Annotated in this window: 15 protein-coding genes; 9 read left to right on the forward strand and 6 right to left on the reverse strand. The window is 60.8% G+C overall.

Going from position 1 to position 13,431, the window contains the following annotated elements; translation table 11 throughout:
• Nucleotides 1–44: 44 nt before the first annotated feature.
• The 3 genes from adhP to ACJ8M3_RS05980 form a co-directional block, all read right to left on the reverse strand.
• Nucleotides 45–1,061, reverse strand: coding sequence for an alcohol dehydrogenase AdhP (adhP, locus tag ACJ8M3_RS05970; protein WP_033643042.1), 1,017 nt, complete (start codon nt 1,059–1,061; stop codon nt 45–47).
• A 197-nt stretch (nt 1,062–1,258) separates the two neighbouring features.
• A complete protein-coding gene (blh, locus tag ACJ8M3_RS05975; RefSeq protein ID WP_033643041.1) occupies nt 1,259–2,548 on the reverse strand; it encodes a bifunctional sulfur transferase/dioxygenase Blh in 1,290 nt (429 codons plus the stop codon).
• A 16-nt stretch (nt 2,549–2,564) separates the two neighbouring features.
• A complete protein-coding gene (locus ACJ8M3_RS05980; protein WP_033643040.1) occupies nt 2,565–3,350 on the reverse strand; it encodes a sulfite exporter TauE/SafE family protein in 786 nt (261 codons plus the stop codon).
• A gap of 191 nt (nt 3,351–3,541) precedes the next feature.
• Between ACJ8M3_RS05980 and ACJ8M3_RS05985 the strand changes: the two genes are divergently transcribed.
• Both ACJ8M3_RS05985 and ACJ8M3_RS05990 read left to right on the forward strand, forming a co-directional pair.
• Nucleotides 3,542–4,777 carry an NAD(P)/FAD-dependent oxidoreductase gene (locus tag ACJ8M3_RS05985; protein WP_046687024.1) on the forward strand — a complete coding sequence of 412 codons (1,236 nt, stop codon included), beginning with the start codon at nt 3,542–3,544 and terminating at the stop codon, nt 4,775–4,777.
• A 127-nt stretch (nt 4,778–4,904) separates the two neighbouring features.
• Nucleotides 4,905–5,198: a SelT/SelW/SelH family protein gene (locus tag ACJ8M3_RS05990; RefSeq protein ID WP_033643038.1), complete on the forward strand. Its 294-nt coding sequence runs from the start codon at nt 4,905–4,907 to the stop codon at nt 5,196–5,198.
• A gap of 6 nt (nt 5,199–5,204) precedes the next feature.
• Here ACJ8M3_RS05990 and ACJ8M3_RS05995 read toward each other — a convergent pair whose 3' ends face one another.
• The gene (locus ACJ8M3_RS05995) at nt 5,205–6,146 is read right to left on the reverse strand and encodes a LysR family transcriptional regulator (protein WP_033643037.1); all 942 of its coding nucleotides are present in this window, start codon (nt 6,144–6,146) and stop codon (nt 5,205–5,207) included.
• Between the two features lie 97 nt (nt 6,147–6,243).
• On the opposite strand from ACJ8M3_RS05995, the gene ACJ8M3_RS06000 reads away from it, so the two are divergent.
• The 7 genes from ACJ8M3_RS06000 to ACJ8M3_RS06030 all read left to right on the forward strand — a co-directional run bounded on the left by ACJ8M3_RS06000 (nt 6,244) and on the right by ACJ8M3_RS06030 (nt 10,859).
• Nucleotides 6,244–7,443, forward strand: coding sequence for an MFS transporter (locus tag ACJ8M3_RS06000; RefSeq protein WP_089197036.1), 1,200 nt, complete (start codon nt 6,244–6,246; stop codon nt 7,441–7,443).
• A gap of 94 nt (nt 7,444–7,537) precedes the next feature.
• Nucleotides 7,538–8,032, forward strand: a complete 495-nt coding sequence (locus ACJ8M3_RS06005) for a TIGR00645 family protein (protein WP_025302805.1) — start codon at nt 7,538–7,540, stop codon at nt 8,030–8,032.
• Nucleotides 8,033–8,220: 188 nt separating this feature from the next.
• Nucleotides 8,221–8,676: a 3-hydroxyacyl-ACP dehydratase FabZ gene (fabZ, locus tag ACJ8M3_RS06010; protein ID WP_033643035.1), complete on the forward strand. Its 456-nt coding sequence runs from the start codon at nt 8,221–8,223 to the stop codon at nt 8,674–8,676.
• A 34-nt stretch (nt 8,677–8,710) separates the two neighbouring features.
• Nucleotides 8,711–9,499, forward strand: coding sequence for a spermidine synthase (locus tag ACJ8M3_RS06015; protein ID WP_047026131.1), 789 nt, complete (start codon nt 8,711–8,713; stop codon nt 9,497–9,499).
• A gap of 80 nt (nt 9,500–9,579) precedes the next feature.
• A complete protein-coding gene (locus ACJ8M3_RS06020) occupies nt 9,580–9,774 on the forward strand; it encodes a ribbon-helix-helix protein, CopG family (RefSeq protein ID WP_004928567.1) in 195 nt (64 codons plus the stop codon).
• Between the two features lie 147 nt (nt 9,775–9,921).
• A complete protein-coding gene (locus ACJ8M3_RS06025; protein ID WP_015377846.1) occupies nt 9,922–10,323 on the forward strand; it encodes a VOC family protein in 402 nt (133 codons plus the stop codon).
• Nucleotides 10,323–10,859 carry a dihydrofolate reductase family protein gene (locus ACJ8M3_RS06030; RefSeq protein ID WP_197845293.1) on the forward strand — a complete coding sequence of 179 codons (537 nt, stop codon included), beginning with the start codon at nt 10,323–10,325 and terminating at the stop codon, nt 10,857–10,859. Before ACJ8M3_RS06025 ends, ACJ8M3_RS06030 begins: the two co-directional genes overlap by 1 nt.
• Here ACJ8M3_RS06030 and ACJ8M3_RS06035 read toward each other — a convergent pair.
• Together ACJ8M3_RS06035 and ACJ8M3_RS06040 are read right to left on the reverse strand one after the other, a co-directional pair.
• Nucleotides 10,844–12,238 (reverse strand): MFS transporter, encoded by a 1,395-nt coding sequence (locus ACJ8M3_RS06035; RefSeq protein WP_089197034.1) that lies wholly within the window; start codon nt 12,236–12,238, stop codon nt 10,844–10,846. The genes ACJ8M3_RS06030 and ACJ8M3_RS06035 overlap by 16 nt on opposite strands.
• Before the next feature lie 113 nt (nt 12,239–12,351).
• Entirely contained in the window at nt 12,352–13,419 is a 1,068-nt protein-coding gene (locus ACJ8M3_RS06040) for an oxidoreductase (protein ID WP_089197033.1), read from the reverse strand.
• Nucleotides 13,420–13,431 lie beyond the last annotated feature (12 nt).

Genomic DNA, 13,431 nt, shown 5'->3' on the forward strand with positions numbered 1-13,431 from the left:
TAACAAGAAGGCCACCCGCAGGTGGCCTTCTTTTTTCGCGTGGCCTACTTCGCCATGCCGAGATCGATCACCATGCGACCGCGAATGGTGCCCGCCTTCATCTCCTCGAAGATGGCGTTGATATCGCCCAATGGCCGTTTGGTCACTTTCGGCGTCACTTTGCCTTCGGCGGCGAACTGGAACGCCTCTTTCAGATCTTCGCGCGTGCCCACCAGCGAACCCACCACCTGAATGCCGTCCAGCACCAGGCGCGGAATGCTCAGATCCATACTTTCCGGCGGCAGCCCCACGGCCACCACTTTACCGCCGGCGCGCACCGCATTGACCGCCGAGTTGAAGGCGGCTTTCGCCACCGCCGTCACCACCGCCGCGTGAGCGCCGCCGGTTTGCTGCTGAATGATCTCCTCCGCGTTTTGCGTTTTGGAGTTGATAGTCAGATCGGCGCCGATCTGTTTGGCGAACTCCAGCTGGCCATCATTGACGTCGATGGCGATCACTTTGGCGTTAAACACGTTCTTGGCGTACTGCAACGCCAGGTTGCCCAGCCCGCCCAGGCCATAGATGGCGATCCACTGCCCCGGCTTGATATCGGAAATCTTCACCGCCTTGTAGGTGGTGACGCCGGCGCAGGTGATGCTGCTGGCGGCGAAAGAATCGAGCCCGTCCGGCACTTTCACCGCGTAGTCCGCCACCACGATGCACTCTTCCGCCATGCCGCCGTCAACGCTGTAGCCGGCGTTTTTCACCGAGCGGCACAGGGTCTCGTTGCCGCTGACGCAGTATTCGCAGTGGCCGCAACCCTGGTAAAACCAGGCGACGCTGGCGCGGTCACCCACTTTTAACGAGGTGACGCCCTCACCGACGGCGGAGACCACGCCGATGCCCTCATGCCCCAACGTAATGCCCGGCACCTCGCCGAAATCGCCGTTTTTCACGTGCAAATCGGTGTGGCACACCCCGCAACACTCCATTTTCAACGCCGCTTCGCCGTGCTTCAGCGGGCGCAGCACTTTATCCTGAATGTCTACGGTATGGTTTTTCGTCACTACGGCAGCTTTCATGGTGTTTTCCTTAGCAGTGTGGGAAGTACAGTTGTTAATGTAGTGACTGTATTCGGCGAGGGCAAGCGCCGCGTGTTTTGTGTAAAAACAAATAATTAAATATGAATCAGTCTGATTATTTCATAAAAAACCATTAACAGACGGCGCGATCGCCTTGAGATTGACAGCCGTGAACAATCGCGCCTCTCTGGCTTGATTTACCCCTTGAAGCGATTAACAGGGATTTTGAGGTAGTGCCGCCCATCATCTTCGCAATCAGGCAGAACGCCGCCGCGAATGTTGACCTGCAGCGCCATCAGCATCAATTCCGGATGCGGCAACGTGGCGTCTCGCTGCTTTCTTTGCGCGATAAATTGGGCTTTATCCATGTTGGCCACCCAGGGGTTGTTCTCGCGCTGCTCTCGCACGGTGCTTTCCCAGCGGGCCTCACGCCCCGCCGGGCGATAATCGTGGCCGGTAAACAGGCGGGTATCCGCTGGCAGGCTCAAGATCCGCTGCAACGAATCCCACAGGGCTTCCGCATTTCCGCCGGGGAAATCGGCCCTTGCGGTGCCGCTGTCAGGCATGAAAAACGTATCGTGAATAAACGCCGCATCGGCAATGTGATACGTGACGGAAGCCAGGGTGTGGCCAGGAGACAGCAAGACTTCAGCGCGCAGGTTGCCGATAAAAAAGACGTCCCCATCCGCAAACAGCGCATCCCACACGGTCTCGGCGGGAGGCAGTTCCTTCAAATTATAGATGTCTTGCCACAGCCCCTGCACGGCGGTGATTTTTTCGCCTATGCCGCTGAGGGCGCCGGTTTTCTGCGCCAGCCAGGTTGCGGCAGAAAAATGGTCGGCATGCGGGTGCGTATCCAGCACCCAGGCCACGCCCCATCCTTGCTGCCGGATAAAGCTCAAAATGGTGTGCGCCTGCTGATGCGATACCGTGCCCGATCGGCGGTCAAAATCCAGTACCGGGTCGATGATGGCGCAGCGACGCGCCTCGGGATCGGCGACGACATACTGCAGGCTGCCGCTTTCCGGCTCATAAAATGCGTGCACTTGCGCATGAGACTGAACGGACTGATGCCGGCGATACCAGCTGAGCGCCTTATCGGCATCCGCGCCATATTCTTCGCATTGGCTGCGGAATCGCGCTTCATCGATCCGCCCTTCGCGCAGCGCATGCAGCAGAGCAAGGCAGGCTGAGCGCGCCCCGCTCCGGCAGTGCGCCAGGGTCTTCTTGCCCCGCCGCAACAGGTAATGGAAGGTATAAACGGTCTCCCAGGTCAGCGTGTCGAACGTGTAAGGAAGATAGACGTAGTCTATGCCCATGCCTTCAGCCAGCGTTTTCTCTTGCTGATGGGATAGATGCTCCCCCGGTTCTTCATCTGGCCGGTTGTTGACAATAAGCCGGTAGCCTTGTTGATGCAGGGTAGCGAAATCACTCGCTGCGGGCGCCCCCGAAAAGGAGAGCTGATGATGGTATGTACGGATGCGCATATTTTTTCCTTCTGTCTTATAAGCTTTTAAAAAGCATATAAAGGGCCAGCACCAAGAGCATGGCGGCGTAGAGCACACGGATAATGTCCTCGCGTTTCTTCAGGCGCTCGGTGAGCGCAACCCCCACGACGCCCCCCAGAACACCGCCGACGATCAGCCAGCACGTGATGACGAGCGACACCTTGCCGGACAAGGCATAGCTTGCGCTCGTCGATAAACCCATGGCAGAAACCACCACCAGCGAGGTGGCCACCGCTTCAAGCAGCGAAAAGCGGAAAAACCAGAGCAGCGCCGGCACCACTAAAAATCCGCCGCCGATACCCAGAAAGCCGGCCACCGCGCCGAGCGCCAACACGCTGGGCCACACGATGGCGGGATGAAAGGTTGCATCCGGGGAAGCCAACCCGTTGCCGGCCCGGTGATTTTTTTTCAGCGTTAATCCGGCGACAATCAGCATCAGCAAAGCGAAAGGCAGGGTTAGATAGCGCCCGTCCGTGATTTTTCCCATCTGTGAACCTGCCAGCGTTCCTGCCACCGCGACCAGCGACACGACAATGCCGGTTCGCCACCGGACGTTTCCTTTGGCGGCGTGCGCAAAAAGGTTGAGCAGCGCACTGACGGCGACGGACATGGCGCTGGTGCCTATCACCAAATGCGTATCCGGGATTTGCACCATATACAGCAGCAGCGGCACACAAACGATGGAGCCGCCTCCGCCTGTCAGGGCCAAGAGAAATCCGACTATTCCTCCGGTTATCACCAATAACATCAGGGTATAAAAAGTAAAATGGAAAAAATCCAATGCGTTAATTCCTGAACGGTGTTTGTGGCATTTATTAACGATCAGTTCGCATTGATTGTCAAATAACTTATTACATTTAGCTATTACATATAGCTAAATCGAATATGTGATTTTCAATATAACCATAAGTTCTATGAATTCCCTTTTAATCTGGGCATTAACCCCCTACTTTCTTATGAAAGGAGGCCTGCATGAAACCGGAAAAAATAAACACCCAGAAAAAAGTTGTTGTTATTGGCGGTGGTTCATCTGGAATAAGCGTCGTGGCAAGCATAAGGAAGCGAGTTAAAGGCATTGATATAACGGTAATTGAACCTGGCGACTGTCATTATTATCAACCGGCATGGACCCTGGTGGGCGGCGGGCTTTTTGATATCAATGAAACGCGGCGTTCCATGCGCGCCGTCATCCCCCCAGGAACCGCATGGATTCAGGATAGCGTGGTCAGAGTGGAGCCCGGCCCAAAATATGTCGAGACCCGCCAAGGGCAGAAAATAAACTACGACTTCCTTATTGTTGCCTGCGGCCTCGTTTTACGTTGGGATAAAATAGAGGGTCTTGAAGAAACGTTGGGAATGAATGGCGTCACCTCTAATTATCGTTTTGATCTTGCGGAATACACCTGGAAACTGGTTCGTGAAATGCAAGGCGGCGAGGCGATATTTTCTCAACCACCAATTCCGATAAAATGCGCCGGCGCGCCGCAAAAAGCCTTATACCTTTCATGCGATCACTGGCGGCGACAAGGTGTCCTTAATAATATTAACGTCAATTTTTGCCTGGCGGGCGCGGCGGTATTCGGCGTGCCGCAATTTGTTCCTCCGCTGACCCATTACTTGAAAAAATACCGCGCACAGGTCAACTTCCGGCATAATTTAGTTCGCGTTGATGGGCAGCGTCGGCAAGCGACCTTTTCTCTGGACGGTGATGAAGAAGGCAAACGCGAAGTGACACTGCCCTTCGATATGCTGCACGTAGTGCCGCCGCAATCTGCGCCGGCGTTCATTTCGCAAAGTGGGTTGTCTGACGAGTCAGGTTGGTGCGACGTGGATAAATTCACCCTACGGCATAAGCAGTGGCAGACGATTTTTGCGGTTGGCGACTGTTGCGCCACGCCAAATGCCAAAACCCTGGCGGCGGCTCGCAAACAGGTGGTGGTGGTGGCAGAGAACATCGCGGCGCAGCTTAACGGCGCTCCTGATGCGGCACGGTATGATGGTTATGGCTCCTGCCCATTGACGGTAGAGAAAGGCAAGGTTGTTCTGGCGGAGTTTGGTTACGACAGTAAATTGCTCCCCACCTTTCCTCTGTTCGACAACACGCATCCCAGCCGTATGGCATGGTGGCTGAAGGCCTGGTTTTTACCCAAATTTTACTGGGCGGGCATGTTGCGCGGGGTCGAATGGTTTGCCAAAAGCAAGCCATAGCGACCGTCATCGTTATCCGCGCCTCGCGGCTTCCGCAGGCGCTTGACTATTTGGCGATACACAGCCACCATCGCTTGCGAGCCATCAGGCTGATTGCAAGCCGTCACCACTAACCGGTCGATCAACGATGAAAAATGCCCCCGCCGTTACGATTCACTACTGTTCACAATGCAATTGGTTGCTGCGCGCCGGCTGGATGGCGCAAGAGCTGCTCAATACCTTCGGCGACGATCTCGCCTCCGTCACCCTGATGCCGGGCACCGGCGGGGTGTATCAAATCAGCGTCGATGGCGTGATGATTTGGGATCGCAAAATTGACGGCGGCTTCCCCGATGCGGCGCAGTTAAAGCAGCGGCTGCGCGATCACAGCTTTCCCGAGCGTTCCCTCGGCCACAACGACGGCAAAAAAGCCCGGCACTGAACGGCGTCAGCCCGCCGCCGGCGGCCGCGCGCCGAGAATGCGCGGCATCACTTCTTTCATCATTTCCATGAACTTGCGCAGGCGAGCCGGGTAATAGCTGGCGTAGGGATATAGCAGGTAGATAGGCAGCGGCGCGGCGCGCCAGGCCGGCAACACGGTTTGCAGCGCCCCGTCGGCCACATCGTCCCGCACCAGCCAGGAGGAGACAATCGCGACGCCCAGCCCCTCCAGCGCCGCCTTGCGTACCGCGTACAGGCTGTCGGTGCTCAACCTCGGCGTGATATCGAACCGCCCCTGCTCGCCGCGCTCAGCATGGGTCAGCACCACTTCATTGCGATAAAAACTGTTCAACGCCAGCCACGGCAACCGCGCCAAATCGTCAAGACAGCGAACCGGTTCTCGGCTCGTCAGCAGCGCCGGCGACGCTACCGTGCTGCGCGGCACCTCCGCCAGCAACACCGCCACGACCGACGGATCGGTCACCGCACCGACGTGAATGGCGCAATCCACGCCTTCGGGAATAAAGTCCGGAGAATGATCGTTCAGCGTCCACTCAACGTAAGTTTGCGGGTAGCGCCGCAGGTACTCGCCCAACGGACCGATCAGCTGATCCTGGCCGAAAGCGTGCGGCGCCCGCACGCGCAACACCCCGACCGGTTCGTCGCGCGCGCCGCCCAGCCCTTCTTCCAGGCTTTGCCATTGCTCGATCAGCCCCCGCGCCTGGCGGTAACAGCGCTCGCCGTCGTCGGTCAGTTTGAGGGCGTGAGTCGTCCGCTGGATCAGTTTGGCGCCCAGCAGCTGCTCCAACGCCTGCAGACGCCGACTGATCGTCGGTTGTGAGGTGCCCAGCTGCTGCGCCGCCGCCGACAGGCTGCCGCTTTCGACGATGCGCACCAGCGTATGCAGCAAAGTTATGCGGTCGCCGTTGGGTAAATTAATTTTATTCATACGTTAAGTGTATAACAGTTTTACCTGCGAGGGGGCTACAGCGGAATGAAGCAAGCGGTAAAAATGGCCGCACATTCACTTTGCAGGGATCTTTGCCATGAGCACCACCGCCACTAACGGCGCCCCGTCCGCCAACGTCGTGTTTCTGCTGGCCGCCGGCGCCGGTCTCAGCGTCGCTTCAATCTATTACAGCCAGCCCATGCTCGGCATGATGGGCGCCGATTTCCACGCCGGCGTCGCCGATGCCGGCATGGTGCCGACGCTGACCCAGTTGGGTTATGCGCTGGGCATTTTACTGTTGGCGCCGCTGGGCGACCGGTACGATCGCCGGCGGATCATTCTGATCAAAGGCGCGCTGCTGACGCTGACGCTGCTGCTTTGCGCGTTTGCCGCCTCATTCCCGCTGTTGTTGCTCAGCAGCCTGGCGATAGGCCTGACCGCCACCGTCGCCCAGGACATTATCCCCGCCGCCGCCACGCTGGCGCCGGAGGCCAGCCGCGGCAAAACCGTCGGCGCGGTGATGACCGGGCTATTGGCCGGTATTCTGCTGTCGCGCGTGTTCAGCGGCGCGCTCGCCGAGTTCGCCGGCTGGCGCAGCGTTTACGCGCTGGCGGCGCTGGGCGTTTTGCCGATCACGCTGGCTATCTGGCGCATGTTGCCGCGTCTTCGCCCCCATAACGCGCTGAGTTACCCCGCGCTACTGCGCTCGCTGGGGCATCTGTGGGCCGCGTATCCCGAGCTGCGGCGTGCAACGCTGGGGCAAGGCTTTCTGTCATTGGGCTTCAGCGCTTTCTGGTCAACGCTGGCGTTGATGCTGGCGGAGCGCTACCAGATCGGCAGCGCGGCGGCCGGCGCGTTTGGTCTGGCAGGGGCGGCGGGTGCGCTGGCGGCGCCGTTGGCGGGAAGCCTGGCCGATCGGCACGGCCCTGACGCCGTGACCCGCATCGGCGCGGCACTGGTCCTGGCCGCCTTCGCCCTGATGTTTCTGCTTCCGCTGTTGCCGCTCCCGGCGCAGCTGGCTCTCATTGCGCTGAGCGCCGTCGGATTCGATCTGGGCATCCAGGCGACGCTGATCGCACACCAGACCATCGTCTACGGTCTTGATCCGGCGGCCCGCAGCCGCTTGAACGCCCTCTTGTTCACCGGCGTATTCATCGGCATGGCGACCGGCGCCGCCCTCGGCAGCCGCATTCTGGCAAGCGCGGGCTGGCCGGGCGTCGTGGCGCTGGCGACGGCGGCGGGGGCCGTGGCGCTGTGGATCCGCTGCGGGCGCAAAACGGCGCGCGTAGCGGCCTGATATCGCCCTCTACTGGCGCAAGCGGTTGATTTCACCCAGGCCTCTTGCGCTATACTGAGCGCCCTTTTTGCTACGCATTCAAAACAATTTTATGATGGAACGCTTGCTAGAAAACGCGATGTACGCCTCCCGCTGGCTGCTCGCGCCGGTTTATTTCGGCCTTTCACTGGCCCTGGTCGCCCTGTCTATCAAATTTTTTCAGGAGATCCTGCACGTCCTGCCCAACATTTTCTCCGTCGCTGAAGCCGATCTGATCCTGACCCTGCTGTCGTTGGTCGACATGGCGCTGGTCGGCGGGCTGCTGGTGATGGTGATGTTCTCCGGGTACGAAAATTTCGTCTCGCAGTTGGATATCACCGAAGGCAAAGAAAAGCTGAGCTGGCTGGGCAAAATGGACGCCACCTCGCTGAAAAACAAAGTCGCCGCGTCTATCGTCGCCATCTCGTCCATCCATCTGCTGCGGGTGTTTATGGACGCCAAGAACGTGCCAGACAACAAGCTGATGTGGTATGTGATCATCCACCTCACCTTCGTACTCTCCGCCTTCGTGATGGGTTATTTGGACAAAGTGACCCGCTCCAAGCACTAAACGCGCCGCCACGCCCGATCGTCAGGATCGGGTGTCTTCCCCTCCTTCGCTGTTTCCCAACCGTCGCCGCCATCATGTCTTTCATCTGGCACATCTGATGATAATTTTATTATAATGTCATTACACTCATTATGGACCGAACGCCGGCCATCGCGCCGGATTCGCCGCAGACAGGATCACGCTCCCCCATGCCATTACATGGTCACCCCCTGCAATTCCACGATATTCAGGCGATTCTGCCTCATCGCTATCCCTGTCTGTTGGTCGATCGCGTGCTGCCCGCCGGCACCTGCATCGCCGAAGGGCGGCTGAGCGCCATCAAGAACATCACCGCCAATGAGCCGACGTTCTGGAGCGGCCATGCGCGCTTCGCCGGTTTTCCTGGCGTGCTGTTGGTGGAAGCGCTGGCGCAAAGCACCGGTCTGCTGGCGCATTACTATCTCGGGGCGCTTAACGAAGGGGAACATTACTACTTCGCTTCCATTCAGCGGGCGCGGTTTTATCGCGCCGCCCGTCCCGGCGACCAGGTGTTGATGGAGGTCGCCTTTGTACGCCGGCGCGGCGCGATCGCCCGCTTCACCGGCCGTGCCAGCATCGATGGCCGGCGCATTTGCACCGCCGATTTCATGTGCGCCCGTAAGTAAACAGGCCGCTTGCCAAAGGAGCCCTGCGAATACCATGTCTCTGGTTGACAGCTTACTCAGAACCCTCGATTTCTCCCCGCGTGGCCAGGTGATCGCTCGCGAAGCCGACGCCTGGGGCGAAATCATCGTTTCCGATCACAAGGACTACCGCACGCTGCGGTTTGACGGCATCTGCGAGCAAAGCAAGATGAGCCTCAGCAACCCCGCGCAGCCGATCCACAACTACATCAAAGCGATGCTGATGGCGGTGGCCTGGCAGCCGCCGACGTCGGCGTTGATCCTGGGGTTAGGCGGCGGCAGCCTGCTGCGTGCGCTGCACGCGCTCGATCCGGCTATGCGCCTGGAGGTCGTCGAGCTGCGCGCCGCGGTGATCGCCGTCGCGCGCCGCTATTTTACGCTGCCGGCCACCGACACCATCAGCCTGCGCACCGCCGACGCCATGGACTTCGTGCGCCCGCCCGCCGAAACGCGTTACGATCTGATTTTCTCCGATCTTTATTCGGCGTTCGCCATGGATCCGCAGCAAGGCACCCAGACATTCCTGGAGAACTGCGCCGCGCGGCTGAATGACGGGGGCTGGCTGGTGCTGAATTACCACGATCTGCCTGACGAAAACAGTCTGCTGTACCACAGCCTGCACCGGATATTCGCCACCGTGCTGTTTTGCGTCGCCCCCAGCGGCAACGTGATCATTTATGCTACGCCGGCCCAGGTGTCGCTGCCGCTCAGCACGCTGCGCACGCTGGCCGCCGGCAGCGGCGAGCTGTTCAACTGCGAACTCGGCTACCTGTCACGCAAGATAGAGCGGCTGCATTTCCGCTAAAGACGAGCGGCGGCGCGGTCTGGCTGGCCGCTTCGCTCACATGGTATTATCATTCAGTCATCATTCTCTGGAGGATCCTGATGGAAAAGAAAACGGCGCGGCTAACGGTGCTGATTGACCCGGACAAGAAGAAAGCCCTGGAAGAGCTGTGCCTGCAGCAGGACGTCACCCCTTCCCAGGTGGTGCGCCAGCTGATTCGCGATTATCTGCACAAGCATCAGGTGGATTATCCCAGCCAGCCGACCCACGCCAATCCTCGCGTAGAGAGCAATTGAGGCGGCCCGCCCCACAAACCGTGAAGCGCGCTTTGCCCCCCTGCGCGCGTCCCTAATCCGAATCCTCCACCGCGGTCTGTCCATCCTGCGCTATCGCTGCTACTGTTTTATCCGTTCATTATTCTCTCTTGGGAAAGGAAACGCGCCATGTTCAGCCATATTACCGTCGGCGTCAGCGATCTGGACGCCGCCGCCGCGTTCTACGACGCCATTTTGTTGCCATTGGGTTTACAACGGCGGGAAGTGACGCCGGACGGCGGCCCCGCCGCCCGCTGCTGGGTGATGCCGGGCCAAACGCTGCCGCGGTTTTATGCCTACCAACCCTTCGACAGACAGCCCGCCAGCGCCGGCAACGGCAGCATGTTGGCCTTTCTCGCCGCCGACGAGCTGGCGGTTAAACGCGCCTACGCCGCCGGCCTGCTGGCGGGTGGCAGCAGTGAAGGCGAACCCGGCGAGCGCGCGCACTACGGCAAAGGCTATTTCGGCGCTTACCTGCGCGATCCCGACGGCAACAAGGTCCATGTGGTTTACCGCGGAGATCTCGCCTGATGAAATGCTCGGTTTACATCGCCACCAGCGTAGACGGATTCATTGCCGGCCCCGACGGCGACATCGATTGGCTGCTGCGGCCCGAGTACGCGGTGTCGTTGCTCAATGGCCTGAGTTTTGAAGCGTTTATCGCCGACATCGACGCGCTGGTGATGGGCCGCCATACCTATGAAAAAGTCCGCGCCTTTCCCGAATGGCCCTATGGAGAACTGCCGGTGGTGGTACTGTCGACGCAATCCGCACCGCACGGCGCAGAGCCTGTCCGCTGGATGAGCGGCGAACCGGCCAGCGTCGTGGCGCGGTTGGCCGAGGCCGGCTACCGTCACCTGTATATCGACGGCGGCCAGACCGTGCAGCGTTTCCTGCAGGCCGGGTTGATCGACGAATTGACGATTACGCGCGTGCCGCTGCTGCTGGGCGGCGGCATTCCCTTGTTCGGCGCCGATGCCCCTGAGCAGCGCCTGCGTCTGCTCGCCGTCACCCAGTCGGACAACGGTTTCGTGCAAGAACGCTACGCCGTTCAGCGCGCGTCATAACGCAGCGCCAGTCGGCGGCCGCCGAAGGCGATAAGCAATGCCGCCAACGCCAGCAACGCCGCCGCGCCGTAGGTGACGCGCATGCCGTAAGCCGCGGCCGCCGCGGCGCCCGCCACCCGCTGCGAGGCCAGATAAAACAGCGCCCCCATCGCCGACGCGCCGGTGATCGCCCCCAGATTGCGCGCCAGATTGACCATGCCGGCGATCAACCCGCGTCGTTCGGGAAACAGATCCTTCATCAGCACCGTGTTGTTGGCCACCTGAAACAGCGCATAACCGGCGGTCAACAGCGCGATCGGCGCGACATAGCCGAGTACGCCCCAGCGGCCCAGCAGCGACAGCAATCCCGCCCCGGCGGCCACTGCCGCCAGCCCAAGCTGGGCGATGCGTTGCGATCCAAAGCGATCCACCAGATAACCCGCCGGAATACCGGTCAGGATCGCCACCGCCGGCCCTGCCGACATCACCAGCCCCACCTGCGCGGCGCTTAACCCCAGCGCGCGCGCCAGATAAAACGGCCCGACCACCAGCGTGGCGGTCATCACCGTCATGACCAACGCGCTGGCCGCCAGCCCCGCCGTTAGGGCCGGATGGCGGAACATCGTCGGCGCCAACAGCGGCGACACGGCGCGGCGCTCCACGCGGATAAACACCCCTGCCGCCAACAGAGCGCCCAACATCAACGCCAGGTTAAGCGCGCCGAAATCACCGCGTCCCAGAGTCATCGCCAGCGAGTAGCACAGCAATGCGCCGCCCAGCAGCAGCGTACCGGCGCGGTCGAACGGTTCAGGGCGCGTCGCCGCCCGCGCCCCATTCGGCAAGTATCGCCAGGCGAGCCATAGCGCCAGCAGGCCCAGAGGCAGGTTGATCAGGAATATCGTTCGCCAGCCGAAGCCGGCGATCAGCGTGCCGCCCAACGACGGCCCCAGCGCGGTGCCCACGGCCGACATAGTGCCGAGCAGCCCCATCGCGCGGCCGATCTTTTCCGTGCCCAGCGCCTCGCCCGCCAGCGCCATGGTGATTGACATCATGACTGCGCCCCCCAGCCCCTGCGCCAGGCGCGCCGCCAGCAGCAGCCACAGCTGCGGAGCCAACGCACAAGCCAACGAAGCGGCGGTAAACAGCGCGATGCCCGCCAGCAGCAGGCGGCGGCGATTGAGGCTGTCGCCCAAGCGGCCGATGCCGATGATGCAGGTGGTGACGGCCAGCAAATAGCAGAGCAGCACCCACTGCACCGCCTGGAACGAGGCATGGAATGCGGTGGCGAGCGCCGGCAGCCCGACGTTGGCGATGCTGATGCCGAGCGATGACAGCAGCATACACAGAGAAAGTGCGGCCAGTATGCCGCGGACGCCCTGCGGCGAAGGATGGGATAACATGATAAGCACTCCTGACATAGACTGAGGCTTAGCCTATGTCAGGGGTTGGGATGGCGGAAGATGCATGCGATGCACTGTATCAATGCATCTGACGCCTTATCTGGCGCGATGCGTTACCAGGCGGCGATCTCCGCCTCGGTGAGCGGCAGCGTTTGGGTTACGCCGGTTTCCGCCGCCAGCGTGGCCGCTTCCAGCACCGCCATCACCGCCAGCGCCTGCGAAGCGGTGACCGGATTGGCGCCGGCGCCGCGCAGCGCGTCACGCACCTGGACGTAATATTGGCGCTGATCGCCATCCGGCGTCGGCAACGTACGCACCGGTTCCGTGCCGATAAACAAGCTCATCGCGTCGTCGTCTTTACCCCACTCAGCCGAACCCGGCGTTACGCCGGTCAGCAGTTGGCTCTCCTGCCCGTCGGCGCGCGCTTTGACCACGCTGCCTTTATCGCCGTGCACGGTAAAGCGCGCGACGCCGCCCGCCACCAGCATGCTGCCATGCAAAATCACGCGGTGCGTCGGGTAGTTCAGCACCACATGCGCCCAGTCATTGATCTGCGCATTGGCGCGCAGCGTGGCGATGTTGGCCTGCACGCTGTGCGGCAAACCGAACAGCTGCAGCGCCTGATCGACCATGTGCGGCCCCAGATCGAACCACAGCCCGCTGCCCGGCAGATTCTGCTCGCGCCAGCGCACCCGCACTTCTGGGCGGTAGCGATCGATGTGCGACTCAAAGTGCGTTACCTTGCCGATCAGTCCCTGCTCGATCACCTGCTTCACGCCCAGGAAATCGCTGTCCCAGCGGCGATTCTGGAATACCGACAGCAGACGGCCGTGCTTCTCCGCCGCCGCAATCAGCGTGCGCGCCTGCGCCAAATCCAGCGTAAACGGCTTATCCACCACCACGTGCTTGCCCGCTTCCAGCGCAGCCAGCGCCAGCGGCGCATGGGTGGCGTTCGGCGAAGCAATCACCACCAGGTCCACTTCCGGCAAGCGGATCGCCTCCAGCGGATCGGCGATCACGCGCACGTGTGGCAGATCGGCATGGACTTTGGCGGCATCGCGCGAAGCCACCACGCTCAGCGCCAGACCCGGCACCGCGTTAATCAGCGGCGCATGAAACGCCTTGCCGACAAAGCCGTAACCAATCAGCGCCACCTGCAACGGTTGAGCGTTATCGTTCATCAGGGTTCTCCT

The organism is Serratia sp. CY55921, assembly GCF_052167655.1.
In the GTDB taxonomy this organism is placed as follows: Bacteria; Pseudomonadota; Gammaproteobacteria; order Enterobacterales; family Enterobacteriaceae; genus Serratia; species Serratia ureilytica.

Excerpts from the sequence above, each read along its gene's own strand:
- adhP (WP_033643042.1), bottom strand. The coding sequence starts at position 1,061 with ATGAAAGCTGCCGTAGTGACGAAAAACCATACCGTAGACATTCAGGAT.
- blh (WP_033643041.1), bottom strand. The coding sequence starts at position 2,548 with ATGCGCATCCGTACATACCATCATCAGCTCTCCTTTTCGGGGGCGCCC.
- ACJ8M3_RS05985 (WP_046687024.1), top strand. The coding sequence starts at position 3,542 with ATGAAACCGGAAAAAATAAACACCCAGAAAAAAGTTGTTGTTATTGGC.
- ACJ8M3_RS05990 (WP_033643038.1), top strand. The coding sequence starts at position 4,905 with ATGAAAAATGCCCCCGCCGTTACGATTCACTACTGTTCACAATGCAAT.
- ACJ8M3_RS05995 (WP_033643037.1), bottom strand. The coding sequence starts at position 6,146 with ATGAATAAAATTAATTTACCCAACGGCGACCGCATAACTTTGCTGCAT.
- ACJ8M3_RS06000 (WP_089197036.1), top strand. The coding sequence starts at position 6,244 with ATGAGCACCACCGCCACTAACGGCGCCCCGTCCGCCAACGTCGTGTTT.
- ACJ8M3_RS06005 (WP_025302805.1), top strand. The coding sequence starts at position 7,538 with ATGGAACGCTTGCTAGAAAACGCGATGTACGCCTCCCGCTGGCTGCTC.
- fabZ (WP_033643035.1), top strand. The coding sequence starts at position 8,221 with ATGCCATTACATGGTCACCCCCTGCAATTCCACGATATTCAGGCGATT.
- ACJ8M3_RS06015 (WP_047026131.1), top strand. The coding sequence starts at position 8,711 with ATGTCTCTGGTTGACAGCTTACTCAGAACCCTCGATTTCTCCCCGCGT.
- ACJ8M3_RS06020 (WP_004928567.1), top strand. The coding sequence starts at position 9,580 with ATGGAAAAGAAAACGGCGCGGCTAACGGTGCTGATTGACCCGGACAAG.
- ACJ8M3_RS06025 (WP_015377846.1), top strand. The coding sequence starts at position 9,922 with ATGTTCAGCCATATTACCGTCGGCGTCAGCGATCTGGACGCCGCCGCC.
- ACJ8M3_RS06030 (WP_197845293.1), top strand. The coding sequence starts at position 10,323 with ATGAAATGCTCGGTTTACATCGCCACCAGCGTAGACGGATTCATTGCC.
- ACJ8M3_RS06035 (WP_089197034.1), bottom strand. The coding sequence starts at position 12,238 with ATGTTATCCCATCCTTCGCCGCAGGGCGTCCGCGGCATACTGGCCGCA.
- ACJ8M3_RS06040 (WP_089197033.1), bottom strand. The coding sequence starts at position 13,419 with ATGAACGATAACGCTCAACCGTTGCAGGTGGCGCTGATTGGTTACGGC.